13 protein-coding genes are annotated in these 18464 nt (G+C 38.1%); 11 read left to right on the top strand and 2 right to left on the bottom strand.

Features of this window, described 5'->3' with window-relative positions:
- Nucleotide 1: 1 nt before the first annotated feature.
- Both QNI15_RS08365 and QNI15_RS08360 read left to right on the top strand, forming a co-directional pair.
- Nucleotides 2-769 carry a DUF1573 domain-containing protein gene (locus QNI15_RS08365; RefSeq protein ID WP_314031365.1) on the top strand — a complete coding sequence of 256 codons (768 nt, stop codon included), beginning with the start codon at nt 2-4 and terminating at the stop codon, nt 767-769.
- 281 nt (nt 770-1050) lie between these two features.
- Nucleotides 1051-1614, top strand: a complete 564-nt coding sequence (locus QNI15_RS08360; RefSeq protein ID WP_314031364.1) for a DUF4136 domain-containing protein — start codon at nt 1051-1053, stop codon at nt 1612-1614.
- Between the two features lie 54 nt (nt 1615-1668).
- Here the strand turns inward: QNI15_RS08360 and QNI15_RS08355 are convergent, their stop codons facing one another.
- Entirely contained in the window at nt 1669-4521 is a 2853-nt protein-coding gene (locus QNI15_RS08355; RefSeq protein WP_314031363.1) for a hybrid sensor histidine kinase/response regulator, read from the bottom strand.
- A 70-nt stretch (nt 4522-4591) separates the two neighbouring features.
- A complete protein-coding gene (locus QNI15_RS08350; RefSeq protein WP_314031361.1) occupies nt 4592-7417 on the bottom strand; it encodes a PAS domain S-box protein in 2826 nt (941 codons plus the stop codon).
- Nucleotides 7418-8408: 991 nt separating this feature from the next.
- On the opposite strand from QNI15_RS08350, the gene QNI15_RS08345 reads away from it, so the two are divergent.
- The 9 genes from QNI15_RS08345 (at nt 8409) to QNI15_RS08305 (ending at nt 18462) form a co-directional block, all read left to right on the top strand.
- Nucleotides 8409-8783: a response regulator transcription factor gene (locus QNI15_RS08345; RefSeq protein ID WP_314031360.1), complete on the top strand. Its 375-nt coding sequence runs from the start codon at nt 8409-8411 to the stop codon at nt 8781-8783.
- Nucleotides 8784-8802: 19 nt separating this feature from the next.
- Nucleotides 8803-9678 carry a sugar transferase gene (locus QNI15_RS08340; RefSeq protein WP_314031359.1) on the top strand — a complete coding sequence of 292 codons (876 nt, stop codon included), beginning with the start codon at nt 8803-8805 and terminating at the stop codon, nt 9676-9678.
- An 85-nt stretch (nt 9679-9763) separates the two neighbouring features.
- Entirely contained in the window at nt 9764-10525 is a 762-nt protein-coding gene (locus QNI15_RS08335; RefSeq protein WP_313996642.1) for a TolC family protein, read from the top strand.
- Nucleotides 10522-12720 carry an exopolysaccharide transport family protein gene (locus tag QNI15_RS08330; RefSeq protein ID WP_314031358.1) on the top strand — a complete coding sequence of 733 codons (2199 nt, stop codon included), beginning with the start codon at nt 10522-10524 and terminating at the stop codon, nt 12718-12720. Before QNI15_RS08335 ends, QNI15_RS08330 begins: the two co-directional genes overlap by 4 nt.
- A gap of 38 nt (nt 12721-12758) precedes the next feature.
- The gene (locus tag QNI15_RS08325) at nt 12759-14102 is read left to right on the top strand and encodes an oligosaccharide flippase family protein (RefSeq protein ID WP_313996638.1); all 1344 of its coding nucleotides are present in this window, start codon (nt 12759-12761) and stop codon (nt 14100-14102) included.
- The gene (locus tag QNI15_RS08320) at nt 14090-15550 is read left to right on the top strand and encodes an O-antigen ligase family protein (protein ID WP_314031357.1); all 1461 of its coding nucleotides are present in this window, start codon (nt 14090-14092) and stop codon (nt 15548-15550) included. Before QNI15_RS08325 ends, QNI15_RS08320 begins: the two co-directional genes overlap by 13 nt.
- Before the next feature lie 85 nt (nt 15551-15635).
- Nucleotides 15636-16547: a glycosyltransferase family 2 protein gene (locus tag QNI15_RS08315; RefSeq protein ID WP_313996635.1), complete on the top strand. Its 912-nt coding sequence runs from the start codon at nt 15636-15638 to the stop codon at nt 16545-16547.
- Between the two features lie 92 nt (nt 16548-16639).
- Nucleotides 16640-17266 (top strand): acyltransferase, encoded by a 627-nt coding sequence (locus QNI15_RS08310; protein ID WP_313976043.1) that lies wholly within the window; start codon nt 16640-16642, stop codon nt 17264-17266.
- A complete protein-coding gene (locus QNI15_RS08305; protein ID WP_314031355.1) occupies nt 17263-18462 on the top strand; it encodes a glycosyltransferase family 2 protein in 1200 nt (399 codons plus the stop codon). Before QNI15_RS08310 ends, QNI15_RS08305 begins: the two co-directional genes overlap by 4 nt.
- The last annotated feature ends 2 nt before the right edge of the window (nt 18463-18464 follow it).

Genomic DNA, 18464 nt, shown 5'->3' with positions numbered 1-18464 from the left:
TATGAAGGTAAAATATTTAACTTTATTTATTCTCTTTGTTTCTGTTCTGCTAAAAACCCAGGCCCAAGGCATTATAAAGTTTGCGAAAGATGTACATGATTTCAGCACTGTAACAGAAGGCAAAGTGGCTACTCATGATTTTGAGTTTACTAATGATGGAAATGCACCTATTATAATTTCCAATGTAACTGCTTCCTGTGGTTGTACCACTCCATTCTGGACACATGAACCTGTGTTGCCTGGGAAGAAAGGAAAGATATCAGCTTCCTATAATAGTAATGGCCGGCCAGGTGCTTTCACCAAAACGATCACTGTGACTAGTAATGCCAGTAATGCCTCATTGGTGTTAACTATCAAAGGAACAGTAGTTCCTAAGCCAAAAGCAAGCCCTGAAGAACTGGCTAATTCACCATCTATGAAACTAGAGACAGAAGGACATAATTTTGGGAAAATTGAAAAAGCACAAACTGTAGTTAAGTCTTTCACTTTTACTAATACAGGCAAAACAGATCTATACATTAAGAATGTAGCCAGCACATGTGGTTGTGTAACGTTTAAAGGACCTGCTTCAGGAGTAAAATCTGGAGAGAAGGGAACTTTGGAATTGCGTTATTCGCCTCGTACACTGAATCAACAAAATGAACGGGTAACTATAACTACAAATGATCTGAATAACTCTACCCAAGTGATTATGTTGCAGGCAACTGTTGTAGAAAGTCTGGCACAGCAAAATATACTACGTGAACAGAAACGTGCGGTTCCTTTTTAGTTGAAAAATAACTAGTTATGAAGGCCTTGTCAATTTATCTGACAAGGCTTTTTTTATTTTCTGTGGATCTATCTTTCATATACGAATTGGATTTTTTAGACGTTTGAATAGTAGTTTCCCAATATACTATTGTCATACAGAAAATAGCTCTAATATAAGGTCCTATAGCAAGTTCTACTCTTACTTTCTGTTAAAACTTACCATTAACTACTCAGATGTAGCACATTTACGCATTCCAATGTGTGGAATGAATTTGGTTTCACATTAAATGCTACCGTAAGATGAAAACTGCAGTAAATTGCTTGTGGATTGTTTTGCTTATCAGTGTAAGCAGTTGTGCTTCACTTTCTGTTCGTTCTGATTATGACCGGCAGGCAAATTTCAGGCGTTATACTACCTACACCATAGAAAATCCGCCTGTAATCGGTAATGATCCCATTATGGGAAGTGAATTGAACCGACGTCGTATTGTTGAGGCTGTAGAAAGTGAAATGAATGCCCGTGGCTATGTCCGGAATGATGCCGATGCTGATCTAATGGTGCGTTTTCAAACAGATTCTAAAGACCGCCAGCAGATACAGTCCAATATGGCAAGTCCTATGTGGGGATGGTGGGGACAACCCAACAATATTTCGTCACGTACCTATGAAGAAAACCGAATCATTATAGGTGTATGGGATAACCAGAACCGACAGATGATATGGCAGGGGTGGGCCAGCGGGCAGTTAACTGCTCAACGCAAAGAAAAGAATATGGATGCCGCCATCCGAAATGCCGTATATCGCATTATGGAACAGTATCCGGCAAAAGAAAGGCTGGCAATGAACCGTTCCAATCCTAAATAATTTCTGCGACCAGTCTACACTAACAGGCTGGTCGCAGATTTTTTATAATACCCTCTACACTAATTCCTCTTCTTTTAAGGAGTGTAGTACCTGGTTGATTACCTCTTCTACATAATTAATCAACTCATTTAGCCGATTAATATCCAGTTGTTGAATATCTCCTTTGCCAAGTGTTTCTATCTCACGGATCTCATTCTTAAGCGATTGAATACCCATATTATCAATACTGGCTTTCATCTTATGTGCCAATGACCCTATTGCTGTCCAGTTTTCGGCTTGCTGATATTCTCTAAGTTGGACAAGTGCTTCTGTAGATGTATCCTGAAAGATATTAACCATCTTTTGCACAAAACTTTGATCTCCTCTGCTAAACTCTTTTAAAATAGAAAGATTATAGAGCTTTTGATACGAAGCCTGTGGTATATTAAGAAAATTCTCTTTTTTTAGATTTTCATATTTTTTGCCCAACCATGATGCGCAACAAAGGATAAATGTTTTTTCCTCAAACGGTTTTGACATGTAGTCATTCATTCCCAGACTTAAACATTTTTCCTTTTCACCTTTGATGGCATTTGATGTCAGGGCAATAATAGGTAAGCTTTTCTGAAGCGATTTACGTATATATTCTGTTGCTTCATATCCATTCATTTCCGGCATCTGAATATCCATTAGGATCAGATCAAAGTTTTGTAAAGCACATATGCGTACTGCTTCAGCACCATTTATAGCCTCTGTAACTATAGCCCCATAGTTGGTTAGGATTGTTGTAGCTAGAAAACGATTAAATTCATTGTCTTCCACAAGCAGTATTTTACTACCTTTGAGTACATATTCGTCGTTTTGAGGAATATCATTTTTTACTATATCTGAAGAGTTACCTATATCAAAACCCAATGTAAAAGTCATATTAGTTCCTTTATCTTTCTCACTGATGACTTCCATAGAGCCCCCCATTAGTTCAATAAGACGTTTACTGATACTGAGCCCCAATCCTGTACCTCCAAACTTCCGGGTGATGCTATTATCTGCTTGGGTAAAGCTATCAAAGATATGCGCCATCTTTTCCATATCAATTCCGATCCCGGTATCTGTTACCTTAAATTCGATAACCTGCATCTGAGGTGTTTCAAATTTTACGTCAGCATATATATCAATATGTCCTTCATTGGTAAACTTCACTGCATTTCCCACCAGATTTAAGAAAATCTGATTCAACCGATAAGGATCACCACGTAATACAGCCGCTACTTTAGGGTGGATGTGGGTTCTGAGCAATAATCCTTTTTCTTCAGCTTTATAGGATAATACTTCTACTACTTGCCGGAGAGTTTCCTGAATTTCAAAACCGACCTGTTCCACCTGCATTTTTCCTGCTTCAATTTTGGAAAAGTCGAGAATGTCGTTGATGATAACCAGCAGGTTTTCAGCCGATGTAGTGATTGCTTTCAGAAAGGAAATCTGTTGTTCATTCAGTGGTGTTTTATGTAACAACCGACTCATACCCAGAATCGCATTCATTGGCGTACGAATCTCATGACTCATATTAGCTAAGAAGATTTCTTTGGCTCTGGAAGATTCTTCTGCTTTACTGATTGCTTCCCGCAGATCGGCTTCCATACTTTTTTGTCTGGTGATATCCAGAAAAATGCCTGTTGTACCAATAACCTGTTTCTGACTATCATACAAAGGGCCTCCACTTCCGAGTAACCACAAAGGCTCTCCTTCTTTTGTATGTACCTCCATTTCGTAGATATCTGAGACTCCTGTCAGTCTTTTTGCCCTAATCTCATTTTCCTTCTCTTTCGTAAGTCCCGGGGCCAGTATATGACCAGCATGTTTTCCAGTTACTTCTTCCTGAGTATAACCGAGCATTCGACAAAAACTTAGGTTAGAGTATTGAACAATAGTATTTATGTCTACTTCCATCAGCCCAAGGTTCATATTTTCAATAATCTGACGGTATTTTTCCTCACTACGCTGCAACAGGAACTGAGTCCTTTTACGTTCTGTAATATCTTCATATTTCCATAAATGACCTGTATATTCTATACCATCAAAAATGGGTATAAAATCGCGTTCAAGGAATCTTCCATCAGCCATGGCTACTTCTTCATGTAATACTACTTGTTGGTCTTGAAGAATCTGATCCACACGTGTAACAAAACCTTCCGGATCTTTGAATAGGTATTTAGCCTGCTGAGCAGAATTACTGCAATCTGCTCCTACCAGTTGGCTGGCAGGAATAGGTATATTAAAATAATCACAAAATAACTGATTAGTGAGTACTATCTTTCGGTTATTATCTTCTACCAGAATACCACTACGGATATTGGTTATCAGAGTAGTAAGGCGATTGGCAGTATTATTCAATTCATGCTCTACTTTCTTTCGGGTAGTAATGTCTCTGCCATACACATTGATATAGCTCTCTTTAAAAATGGGTACACACACAAATGAGTAATACGCATTTTGTGTCTTAACTTCTATTTCAACATTGGTTTGTTGGGCTTCTACGAGTTCTGCTATTTTCTGAAGAAAAGTATCAAAGTTAAGTTTATGGGTATACATTGTGATTTCCTGCCCAATTTTTGTAATGGCTTCATTACAAAAAAGAAGCTTTCCTACAAATGAGATACGAAAGACCGGATCGGGTTTTTCGAGAGCAAGGTTAGCATAAGACTGTAAATGTAGTGTTTTCTTATCTACTTTTTCCTCCATAAGACGATCTACTTCTTTCAATTGTTCCTGAAAGAGCTTTAAGAAGTAATTTTTGCTCTCCAGCTCCTTTTCCAGCCCTTTCTTTTCCCGTTTTGCTTTTTCCAGTTGCTGTTCAAGTGCTACAATCTTCTTTTGTAATTCTACCTCTGGGTTCATGTATATACCTGTAATAGTTGAATTCTTTGTCAATAGTAAAAAGAGGTAGGTTGTTTTTGCGGAATGGTTAGTACTATATTGTGTAATTAGAATCTGAATTGTATTAGGACACTGGCTCTTTTAAGTGTTCCAGTTCCTGATGTAATTCTTGATTTATTTGTACAATAACTTCTTCGAAGTGGGTCATCAGATAATCCAGTCGGTCCAGATTATAGTTCCTATGGCTGATTTGTTCAATTTCTCTGATTTCATCCCTCAAAGAACTAATACCCATATTGTCGATATTGGGTTTGAGTTGATGAGCCAATGAGTAGAATCGATCAAATTCGCGATTTTTATGATAGCTTTTAAATTTGCTTAATGCTTCACTACTTGAATTTATAAAAAGCTGAATCATTTTGCAGACAAAGTTTTTATCCCCCCGGCTAATTAGTTGTAGCTGAGATAAATCGTATAGTTTTTCCTGTGTTTTCAATGTCTCAGCAATTTTTATTTCCATGGTAGATTGTTGCTTGAAAAGCCATACAGAACATCTGTGAATCAAATCCTTTTCTTCAAATGGCTTAGACAGATAATCATTCATTCCGACTTCCAGACATCTTTCTTTTTCCCCTTTGATTGCATTGGCTGTCAGAGCAATGATAGGAGTCTGTTTATTAAGATGACTACGGATATAAGAGGTTGCTTCAAATCCATTCATCTCAGGCATTTGTATATCCATCAGAATCAGATCAAAATCTTTTTTCTGGACTTTCTGCACAGCATCTAATCCATTGACAGCTTCTGTAACGATAGCTCCCTGATTACTCAATACGGTAATTGCCAGCATCCTATTGAACTCATTATCTTCTACAAGCAGAATCTGACGATCTGGTAACATATTTTCTGCTTCTTCTAATTTTTCTTCCTGTTCTAATGTTTCACTGTTGCCAATCTCAAATGTTAATGTAAAGGCCATAGTAGTACCTTTTCCCTTTTCACTAAAGACAGAGATACTGCCCCCCATTAACTCAATAAGACGTTTACAAATGCTGAGTCCCAACCCTGTACCTCCAAATTTCCGTGTTACACTATTGTCTTCCTGTGTAAAGCTTTTGAATATATCAGACTGTTTTTCTTTCTCAATACCAATACCTGTGTCACTGACAATAAACTCTATGCATTGACTGTTTTCAGTTTCTGTCAAAAGTCGTGTTTCTATCTTGACAGAACCCTGGTGGGTAAACTTCACAGCATTGCCTGCCAGATTAAGTAATATCTGATTGAGTCTATATGGATCACCCTTTAATGCTTTACTAATACGGTTATCAATATGGGTTTTGATATGGAGTCCTTTTTCTTCGGCTTTATAAACTATAATGTCAGAAACCTGCTTCAGGATATCCTTAACAGTAAAGTCCACCTGTTCCATCTGCATTTTTCCTGCTTCAATTTTGGAAAAGTCGAGAATGTCGTTGATGATAACCAGCAGGTTTTCAGCCGATGTAGTGATTGCTTTCAGAAAGGAAATCTGTTGTTCATTCAGTGGTGTTTTATGTAACAACCGACTCATACCCAGAATCGCATTCATTGGCGTACGAATCTCATGACTCATATTGGCTAGGAAAATTTCTTTGGCCTTTACCGATGCCTGTGCTTTACTGATCGCATCACGTAAGTCTTTTTCCATCTGCTTCTGGTCTGTAATATCCAGATGTATACCTATCGTACCGATGAAATTTTTATTGTCATCAAATAATGGGGCTCCACTAATTAATAGCCATACATCGTTTCCTTCTTTGTTCTTGATACAGATTTCATACGCATCTGAAATGGCTTTGCGTCTTCTGCTTTGAATCCTTTCCAGATTTTGTCCTATCTCACCCAATCTGTTGTCTCTGAAAAATATTTCTGTTGTTTTCTTTCCAATGAGTTCTTTGGAAGTGTAGCCAGTCATTAAACAGAAACTTTGGTTGGCATACGCGATTCTTTCCTGTAGATCTACCTCTATGAGGCCAAGATTCATGTTTTCAATAATGTTTCTGTATTTTTCTTCGCTTTGTTCCAGTAACGCCTGATTTTTTTTCCGTATGGTAATGTCCTGGAACTTCCATAAAGAACCCAGATATTCTTTGTTATCCAGAATAGGTATGTAATCTCTTTCAATCACACGACCGTCCTTAGTTTCCATTTCTATATCCAGAATAACCTGTCGTTCTTCAACAAGCTTACCGACCTGGTTCTGGATTACCTTAAAGTCATCAAATTGCCGCTGGATGAGTTTTCTCATCTTCCAGGCATCCATGCCAATCAGTTGATTAGGAGAGAGAGGAATATCAAAATAATCACAGAACATTTGGTTGACTAACAAAACACTATCTGTTTCATCTACAACCAATATAGCACTCTGGATACTAGAGATAATAGTGGTTAGGCGGCTGGCAGTTGCCTTGAGTGTATGTTCAATATTTTTCTGAGAGGTTATACTTCGGCCATAAATGTTTATGTAGCCTTCTTCTTTGAGGGGAACACAGGTAAATGAGAAATAATGATTTCCTGTTTCTGCCTCTATTTCTTTTTGGGTGTATGTTTTACATACATTTAGAGCTATATATTCCCAGAACTGGTCAAATGCATACCGTTCTTCTCCAACCTGTAAATCTGATGCAATCTTATTTATTGCTTCATTGCAGAATATGATCTTACCTTCAAAGTCTATTCGTAGTACAGGCTCAGGATTTTCCAGTGGCATCCTGGCCAATGATTTCATATCCTGAGTTCGTTTTGCTACCTGTTCCTCCAGTAGTTTATTTACATTTTTTAGACGCTCATTCAATACATACAAAGAATAGCTTTTTTCCTCTAGTTCCGCTTCTGCTTTTTTGCGAGCTTCTCTTTCTTGTGTCAGTAAGCGTTTAAGCTCCAGTATATCGTCTGGTATTGTTGTCATTGTTGTATTCTGTTAACAAACTTGACTTTGAACACAGTATGTATCGTATTTTAAATCCAGTTTAAGATAAGTCTCTATGGATTTCATCAGCATATGGGATAATAACACAACAATACGTGAGTTTATACATTGTTAAAGAGATAAATTCAACTCTATATAGTATTGAAAGAGGCTGTCTCTCGAATTTAATGCTACTATTTATTGAATGACAAAGATTTGTAATGGTTGATCTGTGCTCAACAGTTGTCGGGTGGGGTTATTTGTTTAAAGTGAAAAGTGTTTGACATACAGTTAGTTGTATTCAAAGATAGTAGAACGGTTGCTGTTAGAAAAGACATTGCTATTTATTAACTATCGTTTGTAATAGAATTGGGGTTTTTAATCATGCTATTGCTCTCTATCAAACAGAGAAAGAGGTTTTATAAAGAATAATCGCATATTTATAGTTGCAATAGTTAAATGAGGAGTAGGTAATGAAATATAGAGGTTTAGAATTTATAAATGTTTTTTCAGCCTTTCTTCAGTGTGAAAAAACGATATAATACTTAGATATATCAGATTGTTTTGTGTCTTATAGGTAAATAACTGTAGTTTACTCTGAAACTTAAGTTGGTTTTACTGTGAGGTAGGCTAATGTATATTTTTCTGTTAGGGATATCTTACTGATTGATTGTCAAAGGAAAACAACGAATATTTATTCTGAAAATTACAAATAGTCTATGTTGTAGCTTTCTTATCATCAGTTACATGAAATTGCGATAAATACTCGCTTTAAAATGCTTAAACAGTTGTTTTTCTTCTAGTTGACTTTTTAATTGTATTTTATTTAAGCAATAATACCTACCGGAAACCTATAGTTTTTCACCATTAAAATACATAGCTTTTATTCTGCCATATTTTGCAAAGGTTCCCATTCTTTTCCACTCTATCTTTGTCTGGAGCTAAAGAAACTCATGTCATTCTTTTAAATCAATTAGCTACGTGTAAGCTTATGAAAAAGACAATTCTTGTCGTTGATGATGAACCATCTATCCGACTGATTTTGGAACATTATCTGGGACTGAACTTTCAGGTCTTTGCAAAAAACAATGGAAGTGAAGCATTGGATTGGCTACAGGCAGGAAATAAGACAGATGCAATTATTGCCGATTATTCAATGCCATTAATGGACGGGTTAGAGTTTGTTGGTAAAATTCGCTCACTTAATGAGTATAAGAATATTCCTTTGATTATGTTATCAGGAAAGGATGAAACGAAGGAAAAAATAAAATGTTTGAAAGCAGGTGCAGATGACTATATGATAAAGCCCTTTAACCCTGAAGAATTAGAGGTGCGGATAGCCAATATTTTAAGAAGAGTAGGATAGTCTATAATACGTTTTCTTTATGAAAGAAATAACATATTCAGTGCCGTCAGATTATCTTCTGGAGAAAGAAAAAATACTGGCTACTCAGCAGGAAATTGCTGCACAGCGACAGCAGGAGTTGGAAGCAATCCGGGAGGTTTCCAAAATCAAGTGGGATAAACGCCTTTTTGATATTTTCTTTTCTTCACTCGCATTGATTTGTTTACTGCCTTTATTTGCTGTAATAGCTATTCTTATTAAGGTAGGATCTAAGGGGCCAGTATTCTATTACTCTTACAGAGTAGGAACAGGATATAAAATATTCAAGTTCTGGAAATTTCGCTCGATGCGCACAGATGCTGACCAATTGCTGGATTCTCTCAAAGGTCAGAACCAGTATGCCAATGCTGTTAACAATACAACATCTGTAGCTACCAGTTGTGCAGAATGCGATAGGATTGGAAATCCTTGTTCTCCATTGTTAATCGATGAGAAAGGAACACTGATGTGTGAGAACAGCTATAAGGAAATGAAGAAACAACAGGTAAAACCGGCTTTTCTAAAAATCAAAGACGATCCAAGAATTACCAAAATAGGCAAGTTTATTCGAAACACCAGTATTGATGAACTTCCTCAATTATACAATGTGCTGACTGGTGATATGTCTATTGTTGGTAATCGTCCTTTGCCTCTGTATGAAGCAGAAAAGCTTACAACAGATCAATTTGCTACACGTTTCAACGCTCCTGCAGGAATTACAGGATTGTGGCAGGTGAGTAAACGGGGTAAAGGAAATATGTCAGAAGAAGAACGAATTGCTCTTGATAACGACTACGCTCAAAATCACTCGTTGAAACGAGATCTGGGAATTCTATTACGTACAATCCCTGCATTGTTTCAGAAAGAGAGTGTCTAACTATTCATTATAAATTCAGCGACATTTCCAAAGTGTTATCTATGCTGGTCATACTGGTATATTGTATATCTATTGTTTTTATAAAATGAAAAAGCTTTTGCTTCTACTGTTTCTGAGCACTCTTACTCTTTCTGCATTATACGCACAAAGTACAGGTACAGAGTATGTAGCAGATTCTATATGGCAAAAGAAATTGTTTGAATCCCCTGATAAAATTTTACCTGTGTTGATTGAGGCTGCATTACAACATGCACCTGAAGTAGAAATTGAGTTAGCTGAGAAGGAGATCGTTAATCAGGATGCCATCATTGCTCGAAAAGCATTATTAAGTGGTGTTTCTCTGGTTTCAGCCTATAACTATGGAACGGCAGGCAATCTTTCTGTAACAGAGTCTACTATCAATAATCCGGTGAACTCCTTTACAACAGCTAAGTCATCTCGCTATACTGTTGGCGTTAATCTTTCTCTTCCCCTGGATAAGGTGTTTACCAGAGGAAATCAGTTGAAGAAGAAACAAATAGAACTTCACCAGACTGAATTAAATCAGAAAATTAAAGAGAATGATATACGTAAGGAAGTAATGGGACTATATCAGGAGCTGGTATTGACCAATCGCATACTGTTATTATCTAACGAATCATTAAATTCAATGCAAATTCATAAAAAGATGGCGGAGAAAGAATTTGTAGAAGGTGAGATTCCTGTTTCTGAAATAGTCAGAGTAAGCGAAATGTATACAAAAGCTGCTGTTAGCAATGAAGAAGTAAAAAGTAAGCTAAAATCTATGTATCTGTTGCTTGAGCAGCGGGTGGGTGTAAAACTGAGTGAACTGCTGATTGGAAAATGAGTCTGATTGATCTTATACGGTTACTGGTTAGAAACTGGTTGATGTTGACAGTGATCCCCATGATACTGGCAGTAACAATCTTTTATCTTACCCGCAATGAAACAAAGATTTATTCTTCAGACACAACTGTATATACAGGTATTGCATCTGGCTATACACTTCAGGGAAATGCTCAGGCTGACTTTTTTGCAACCAGCAATGCGTTTGATAATCTTTTAAATCTGATTAACTCCCGTCAGACACGTGAAGAAGTTGCTGTGCGACTTATTGCTAGTCACCTGATGTTGAAAGAACATGATCCTGATCTACTCAGTTGGAAGTCTTACTCCAAATTACATGAGTTGATCAGCGATTCTCTTGCCAGAACAATTGTAGCGGATACAAAAGAAAAGACCATCTCCAATATTTATAACTTGTTGAGACGGGATGCTCAAAATGCTGTTTATCTTCTTATAAATGGCGATAAACCAAATTACTCCATTTCGGCTCTGTCTAAAATGACAGCCATGCGTTTGAATTCCAGTGACCTGGTCAAGATTCAATATGAATCTGAAGATGCTGCTATGTGTAAGAACTCACTGGAAATACTCACAGAAGTATTTATTCGTAAAAAGAGAGAACTTCGGGAAGGTCAAACGGAATCTGTTATCAAGTATTTTGAAGAAGAGGTGGCCAAGGCACAGGCAAAACTAGGTGAGGCAGAACAAAAATTTCTGGCATTTAATAAAAACAATAATATTATTAACTATTATGAACAAACCAAGTACATCTCTGCTGAGAAAGAAGATCTTTATGATAAATACAATGGATTAGAGATGGACTATGCTGGTTCATTCTCTGTGATGGGAATGATTGAGCAGAAACTGCAAAACCGGACAGGTGTAAGTTTGAATGCTCAGGAAATTATGTCCTATCGTAGTCAGTTAAGCAAAATATCCACTGAACTGACTAAAATGGAGCTTTACTCCAAAGATACTAACGACCAGCGGGCACAAACTCAAATGGAAGATTTGAGAAAGCAGGCAGATAATGTGTCTCAACAGATCAAAGCTAGTGTAGACAATCTTTTTAAAAATACACATACCATTCAGGGGCTACCGAGTAAAGATTTGCTGGATGACTGGGTAAAAAATGCCATTATAGCAGAAGAGACAAAATCGCGTTTGTCTGTGATGGATAAACGTAAACAGGAGTTCCAGCAGGTATACGAACAAATGGCTCCACTGGGAGCTACATTAAAGCGAATAGAGAGAGAAATAGATATAGCAGAAAAGGAATATCTGTCTTTGTTACATGGACTTAATTTAAGTCGATTAATGCAACAAAGTAATGAACTAGCTTCCAATCTGAAAGTAATGGATGCCCCTTATTTTCCTCTCAAGTCAAAGGGATCTAAACGAATGGTTCTTGTGATTGCTGGTGGGTTTGGTGGGTTTGTAATCATTGCAGCTTGCTTGATTGCTATGGAAATGGCAGACAAAAATCTTAAAAAATTATCGCTGGCTGCAAAGCGTATAGGATTGCCTATGTTTGGGATATATCCCCTACTGATGAAGGGATCTACATGGAATAAGTTTTTGACTCGGGTTGAAGAACTGCTTGTTCAGCAACTTTTATTGAAGAAAGGTCAAGCGAATACAAAATCTGTATACACAGTAGCAATCATAAGCACTCAGAATGGAGAGGGGAAGACGACAATTGCCAGATCGCTGGCCTATAAACTCAATCAGATGCAGCAACCTTCATTGGTTGTTTTGCCAAATAACCACAGAGAAAATCTGACAGATACTGTAGAAACGGATTGTTTCTATAATATATTTTCCAATTTGAGTACAGCCCAATCCTGGGCAGAAATGACTGAAGGGAAAGTGAAGGATGGATTCCTGTTGCTGGAAATCCCTGCATTACTTGAAAATACCTATCCAGTGGCTTTACTTAAGGAAGTAGATCTGATTCTATTGGTAGTCAGGGCAAACCGTAACTGGAGGCAAGCAGATAAGCTTGTAATTGAACAGTTGCAACAATTGACTGTAACGCCTATTGAAATAATCGTAAATGGTGTGAATCCGGAACATACAGAAGAATGGATTGGAGAAGTACCTAAAACACGTAGCAAACTGCGCCGCTGGACAAAAAGAATGATGAAAATGGAGTTTAAAAAGAAGATAGGTTTTGCTGTCCGAAAGAAAGTCTGATAAGGGCATGTAGTTCATTTTACTAAGCAGGAACGGGTATGAATATAGCTACTATAGTTAAAAATAAGCATCTCCAGTCTTTGGCAGGGAATCTGTTGCCTGCTCTTTTAGGGCTGCTATCTTTTATGCTTTTGGCGCGAGGTTTATCTAAAAGTGACTTTGGTAGTTGGGCTCTATATCTCTCCTCTTTTACATTGCTGGAAATGATCAAGTCGGGTGGTGTTCAAACTGCTTTGGTGATGAGAATTTCCGGAAAAGAAGAATCTGAAAAGAATAAGACAATAGGAGCTGCCTGGAAATTGATTACACTCATATCGCTGACTGGGGGAGTCTTACTATTTGTCATCTCATTCTTCAGACAGACTAACTGGAACCAAGGTTTGGTGTCCTTCCTGTATTGGTATCCGTTAGTTGGGTTTATTACTATTCCATTTAATCTGAGTCAGGCAATTCTACAATCTGAACACCGTTTTGATAGATTACTACTTCTGCGTTTCATAAATAGTATTGGATTGCTGGTTATTTCAGGGGTTGTATTTTTCTATCATATTTCTCTGCAGGATGTAATTGTAGGGCATGCGTTGCTTCAATTAGTATGTTGTGCCTTTCTGATTGTCTCTGGCTGGGCTAAATTATATACCATTTCATTGGCATCCTGGAGACGTGTAAAAGAATTATTCCGGTTGGGAAAATATTCTTTTGGTACACTTGCGGCTACAAACATGCTTAAAAGTGCAGATACCTTTTTGATTGGTGCCTTTATGGGCCCAGCCGCTGTAGGTCTCTATTCCATTCCCTTGCGATTAGTTGAAGTATTGGAGATTCCCTTACGCAGTGCAGTAGGTACTGCCTTCCCTCGTTTTTCGAGTTTGTACAATCTGGGTGATAAACAGGAACTTCGGGTGTTGTTTTATCAATACGCAGGAGTAGTCTCATGGTTATTTATTCCTGTACTGGCAGGCTGCTTTGTGATGGCTGATCATCTGGTAGTATGGTTGGGTGGTGAAGCCTATGCCTCTTCAGCAAGTATTTTCCGTGTTTTCCTGTGTTATGGGTTATTTCTGCCTATGGATCGTTTTTCCGGAGTATTACTAGATGCATTGCAAAAACCTGCCCTAAATCTGACCAAAGTGCTGGTAATGGCAATCTTTAATATTCTGGGTGATATAGTGGCTCTTTACTTTTTTCATGATCTGCATGTGGTAGCGTTTGTATCTGTGTGTAATGCAGCTATTGGAATACTTCTGGGTTTTTATCTGAGTCGCAGATTTATATATGTCCGTATTAGCGATACAGTTTGTCGTGGATGGGTAATTATTAAAAGCACAGTGTTGAAGTATATTCAACCTGTACAAAAGGAGGGACCTGCATGGCACAAATAAATGCATTCTCTCCAGAAAAGCCATGGTTCATCAGATATATATGGCCAATCTGTATACTGTCCGCGATTGTGATTGGTTGGCTAACAGCTCGCAAAGGCATAGTTATTCCAGGTTTACTCATCGCAATGCCTTTTGCCATAGCCTTTTTTGTTGGATTGTTTTTACAGCCGCGTATTGCCCTTGTAACCTATATCATCTATTGTTTTGTGATTATGGGAGTCATACGACATGTGAAAGGACCTCCGTTTGGGTTAGGGATGGAAGCCTTATTGCTGTTAGGTTGGCTGGCTATCCTGTTTTATCAAACAGATCGCTTTCCCATGTCAAAGACAAAAAATGATTTGTGCAAAATGGGAACAGCATGGATGATCATTAATATCCTGGAAATTGGCAATCCGGCAGGAGCCAGTATAGCAGGTTGGTTTTACGAAATGCGTTCTTCTGCACTAGCCTGGTATATGATTGTTCCATTGGCATTTATGGTCTTTGATAAACCCAGGGATCTTAATTTATTTCTGATGTTGGTACTTGGCTTCTCAACCTTAGGGGCTTTGTATGGAATGAAACAATTGTATCTGGGTGTAGATGAAATGGAGCATTTATGGTTGGAAGCAGGTGCAAAAAAAACACATTTGCTTTTTGGTAAACTACGTGTATTCTCATTTTATAGTGAAGCCGCTCAGTTTGGCGCCTCACAAGCACATGTGGCTGTTATTTCTATCGTACTGGCATTGGGACCCTATAAACTATGGAAGAAGGCTTTGTTTGGAATAATGGGATTGCTTATTCTCTATGGAATGCTCATTTCCGGTACAAGGGGAGCTATGTTTGTATTGGCAGGAGGAATCTTTACCTATTTGTTTTTAAGCGGACAAACCCGTATCCTGATTCTGGGAATGATTGTCGCAATGATTGCTTTCGGAATATTAAAGTATACAACAATAGGAAATAATAATTCAGATATCGTTCGTATGCGGACCTCACTTGATCCTAATGATCCTTCATTGCAAGTCCGTTTTAAAAATCAACAGATATTACGAGAATACATGAGTTCTCGCCCTTTTGGGGGAGGTGTAGGTGTAATCGGTATGTGGGGCGTAACCTATAATGCAGACAAGTTTCTTTCTACGATTCCACCTGATAGTTTGTATGTCAAGGTTTGGGCTATGTATGGTATTGTAGGTTTTCTCATCTGGTTTGGAATCATGCTATACATATTAGGTAAATGTTGTGGAATAGTTTGGATGACGGAAGATAAGGCATTAAAACAAAAACTGGCTGCGTTGACTGCTGGTTTTGCAGGAGTACTCCTGGCTAGTTATGGAAATGAGGTATTAAATCAGATGCCCTCTGGGATGATTGTGTACTTATCATGGGTCTTTGTTTTTCTGGGACCTCAGTGGGAGTTGGAAAAACGTCAGCTTTCAAGTGCATCTTTAACTATATAAGTCAAACCATAATTACATAGACAAAAAGTAAGGGATTTCCCTGAATGTAAATAGTATTCAAACAGTGTCTAATTAAAAGGTTAGTATGGAAAGACCGTTAGTTTCTATTGTGAGTGTTATCTATAATCAGGTTGAGATTACCTGTGCAATGCTCACTTCCTTACGGAATCTGACTTATCCAAACATAGAAGTATTTATTGTAGATAATGATTCTCCGTTAGAAGATTCCTCTGTTATTAAAAAACGATTTCCGGAAGTACATCTTATTAAGTCTGACGAAAACCTTGGATTTGCAGGAGGTAATAACCTGGCTGTAAGACAAGCTAAAGGCAAATATGTATTATTTCTCAATAACGATACAGAAGTAGATGCCGGATTTCTGGAACCTTTGGTTGAATTATTTGAACATAACCCCAAAGCAGGTGTAGCCTCTCCTAAAATTATTTATTATGGTACGGAAGGCATTATTCAATATGCCGGTTGCACTGGAATCAATCACTGGACAGGGAGGGGGAGTGCTATTGGTAGTAAAGAGAAAGATCAGGGGCAATACAATGATCTTCGTTTAACAGATCTGGCTAATGGTGCAGCAATGATGGTTCCTATGGAAGTAATTCATAAAGCCGGATTGATGCCAGAGCAATATTTTCTCTATTATGAAGAGCACGATTGGTGCGAGATGATCAAACGGGCAGGTTATTCCTGTCATTATGTGGGCACTTCAACGATTTATCACAAAGAATCCATGTCAGTGGGGAAGGGGTCGGTATTAAAAACGTATTACCTCAACAGAAACCGCCTACTATTTATGCGAAGAAATCTGAAAGGATGGCAGCAATGGGTAAGTATCCTATTTTTTCTTTTGGTAGCCATTCCTAAAAATTCCCTAATGTTTGGTTTGCAACGACAATGGAAGCATCTGGATGCCTTATGGCGTGGGGTAAAGTGGCATCTGAGCCGACAAAATATTCATCAGAATATATTTATCACACGATAGATATTTTTCTTCCCACAATCCACAAGAGTCTGATAGAAAGTGAAAGTAGTAAAATGCAATGATTTGCCTGTGATAGTAAACCTGCACTTTGTATGTATGCAATAGCAAATGTAAAAACAGTACTTAGCCAGCGTGCTGCTTTGATTCGGGAACAACATCCGGATCAGTCTGGCTTGCAACTGATGTTGCATATGGGGTTGGATTTGTTTGCTGGTATAGGAAAGATGTTAGCAGCCCGCTATTATCTGCGGGGATGCCAGATTGGAAAAATGGTGTCTGTAAAAGGAAAACCTATGTTCAAAAATGAAGGACAGGTTATTATTGGTAATCAGGTACGTATCTGGTCTGTTATCCAACAGGCAAAAATATTTGTTGGAAAAGGAGCAACTTTATCTATTGGTGATAATTCAAGAGTAAACGGCGTACATATCTCTGCCAGTGAACGGATTGAGATTGGCAAGAATGTCCGTATGGCTCCCTATACCATTATCATGGATGATGATTTTCATGATCCCTCCAATCATTTCTCATCTGGTAAGAAAGCCCCCATTATCATTGAAGACGATGTCTGGATTGCAACCAGAGCCATCATTCTAAAAGGTGTAACCATCGGGCGTGGATCGGTGATTGCGGCAGGTGCTGTGGTCAGCAAGGATGTAGAGCCTTATACAGTAGTAGCAGGAGTACCTGCAAAACCTATAAAAAAAATAAAACCATGAGTATACTGGAAACTGTGATTCAGGTAACATTGTATGTTACAGCTGGCTATCTGGCATTTCATACTGTATATCTACTGTTTTTCGCTGTCGCTGGACATTTTTATAAGGAAGTCATAAAAGCCAACAAGCCCATTTATAAAAACAGGCCTATTTGTGTATTGATACCTGCCTATAAAGAAGATGCTGTTATTCTTGAGACGGCCCGTAAAGCATTAAAACATAACTATGCAGGCGACTTTCGGGTTGTTATCATTGCTGATCAGTTGCAAGCATTTACTCTTCAGACATTGCGTAGTCTGGGTGCGGAAGTGATAGAGGTGCATTTCGAGAAAAGTACTAAAGGAAAAGCCCTCCGATATGCTATGAACCTGTTACCTGAGCATATTTATCCCATTGCTGTGATTCTGGATGCGGACAATATTATGGGTGATGGATTTCTGAATCAAGTGGACATTACATTTGACAATGGATATCGGGTGGTTCAGGGACATCGGACTGCCAAAAATGTGGATACATCTTTTGCCTTACTGGATGCCTGTAATGAAGAGGTCAATAATCACATATTTCGTAAGGGGCACCGTGCTGTAGGATTATCCTCTGCTCTGATTGGTTCAGGAATGGCTTTTGAGTTTACCTATCTTAAGAAGCTGCTTGCTGATATTGGTGAAACTGCTGGTGAAGATAAAGAGCTTGATATAAGAGTGCTACGTGACAAGGTGACCATTCACTATCTGGAAACAGGATGGGTGTATGATGAGAAAGTATCAAGTGCCCAGGTCTTTACTAAACAACGCACACGCTGGATTGCCACCCAGATTGATTTCGTTGGAGGACACTTATCAGCTGGTTTGTATCAACTTTTGTTTAAGGGAAATGTTGCCTTCTTTGATAAGATAGTACAGTCCCTGTTGCTACCTCGGGTATTGCTTATGGGTGTTTTAACAGGAATTACTTTTCTAAGTATATTCTTACCCTGGGGGCCTTCATTTCTATTCTGGTTTTCACTACTTATTCTTACAGGAAGTGCTTTACTGATTGCACTCCCTAAAAGATTCTATAATAAACAACTCTGGCGTGCCTTAATCAATCTGCCAGTTGCTCTGAAAGCTATGAGTATCGCTTTGATTCGCAGCCGGAAAGCTGGTAATACATTTATTCATACTCCTCATACATCAACATCTAACGCTAAACTGTAACA

This window comes from Xanthocytophaga flava (genome assembly GCF_030068545.1).
Lineage (GTDB): Bacteria > Bacteroidota > Bacteroidia > Cytophagales > 172606-1 > Xanthocytophaga > Xanthocytophaga flava.
This window is presented reverse-complemented; position numbering and strand designations above follow the sequence as displayed.

Coding starts and splice junctions, on each gene's coding strand:
- QNI15_RS08365 (WP_314031365.1), top strand. CDS start 2: ATGAAGGTAAAATATTTAACTTTATTTATTCTCTTTGTTTCTGTTCTG.
- QNI15_RS08360 (WP_314031364.1), top strand. CDS start 1,051: ATGAAAACTGCAGTAAATTGCTTGTGGATTGTTTTGCTTATCAGTGTA.
- QNI15_RS08350 (WP_314031361.1), bottom strand. CDS start 7,417: ATGACAACAATACCAGACGATATACTGGAGCTTAAACGCTTACTGACA.
- QNI15_RS08345 (WP_314031360.1), top strand. CDS start 8,409: ATGAAAAAGACAATTCTTGTCGTTGATGATGAACCATCTATCCGACTG.
- QNI15_RS08340 (WP_314031359.1), top strand. CDS start 8,803: ATGAAAGAAATAACATATTCAGTGCCGTCAGATTATCTTCTGGAGAAA.
- QNI15_RS08335 (WP_313996642.1), top strand. CDS start 9,764: ATGAAAAAGCTTTTGCTTCTACTGTTTCTGAGCACTCTTACTCTTTCT.
- QNI15_RS08330 (WP_314031358.1), top strand. CDS start 10,522: ATGAGTCTGATTGATCTTATACGGTTACTGGTTAGAAACTGGTTGATG.
- QNI15_RS08325 (WP_313996638.1), top strand. CDS start 12,759: ATGAATATAGCTACTATAGTTAAAAATAAGCATCTCCAGTCTTTGGCA.
- QNI15_RS08320 (WP_314031357.1), top strand. CDS start 14,090: ATGGCACAAATAAATGCATTCTCTCCAGAAAAGCCATGGTTCATCAGA.
- QNI15_RS08315 (WP_313996635.1), top strand. CDS start 15,636: ATGGAAAGACCGTTAGTTTCTATTGTGAGTGTTATCTATAATCAGGTT.
- QNI15_RS08310 (WP_313976043.1), top strand. CDS start 16,640: ATGTATGCAATAGCAAATGTAAAAACAGTACTTAGCCAGCGTGCTGCT.
- QNI15_RS08305 (WP_314031355.1), top strand. CDS start 17,263: ATGAGTATACTGGAAACTGTGATTCAGGTAACATTGTATGTTACAGCT.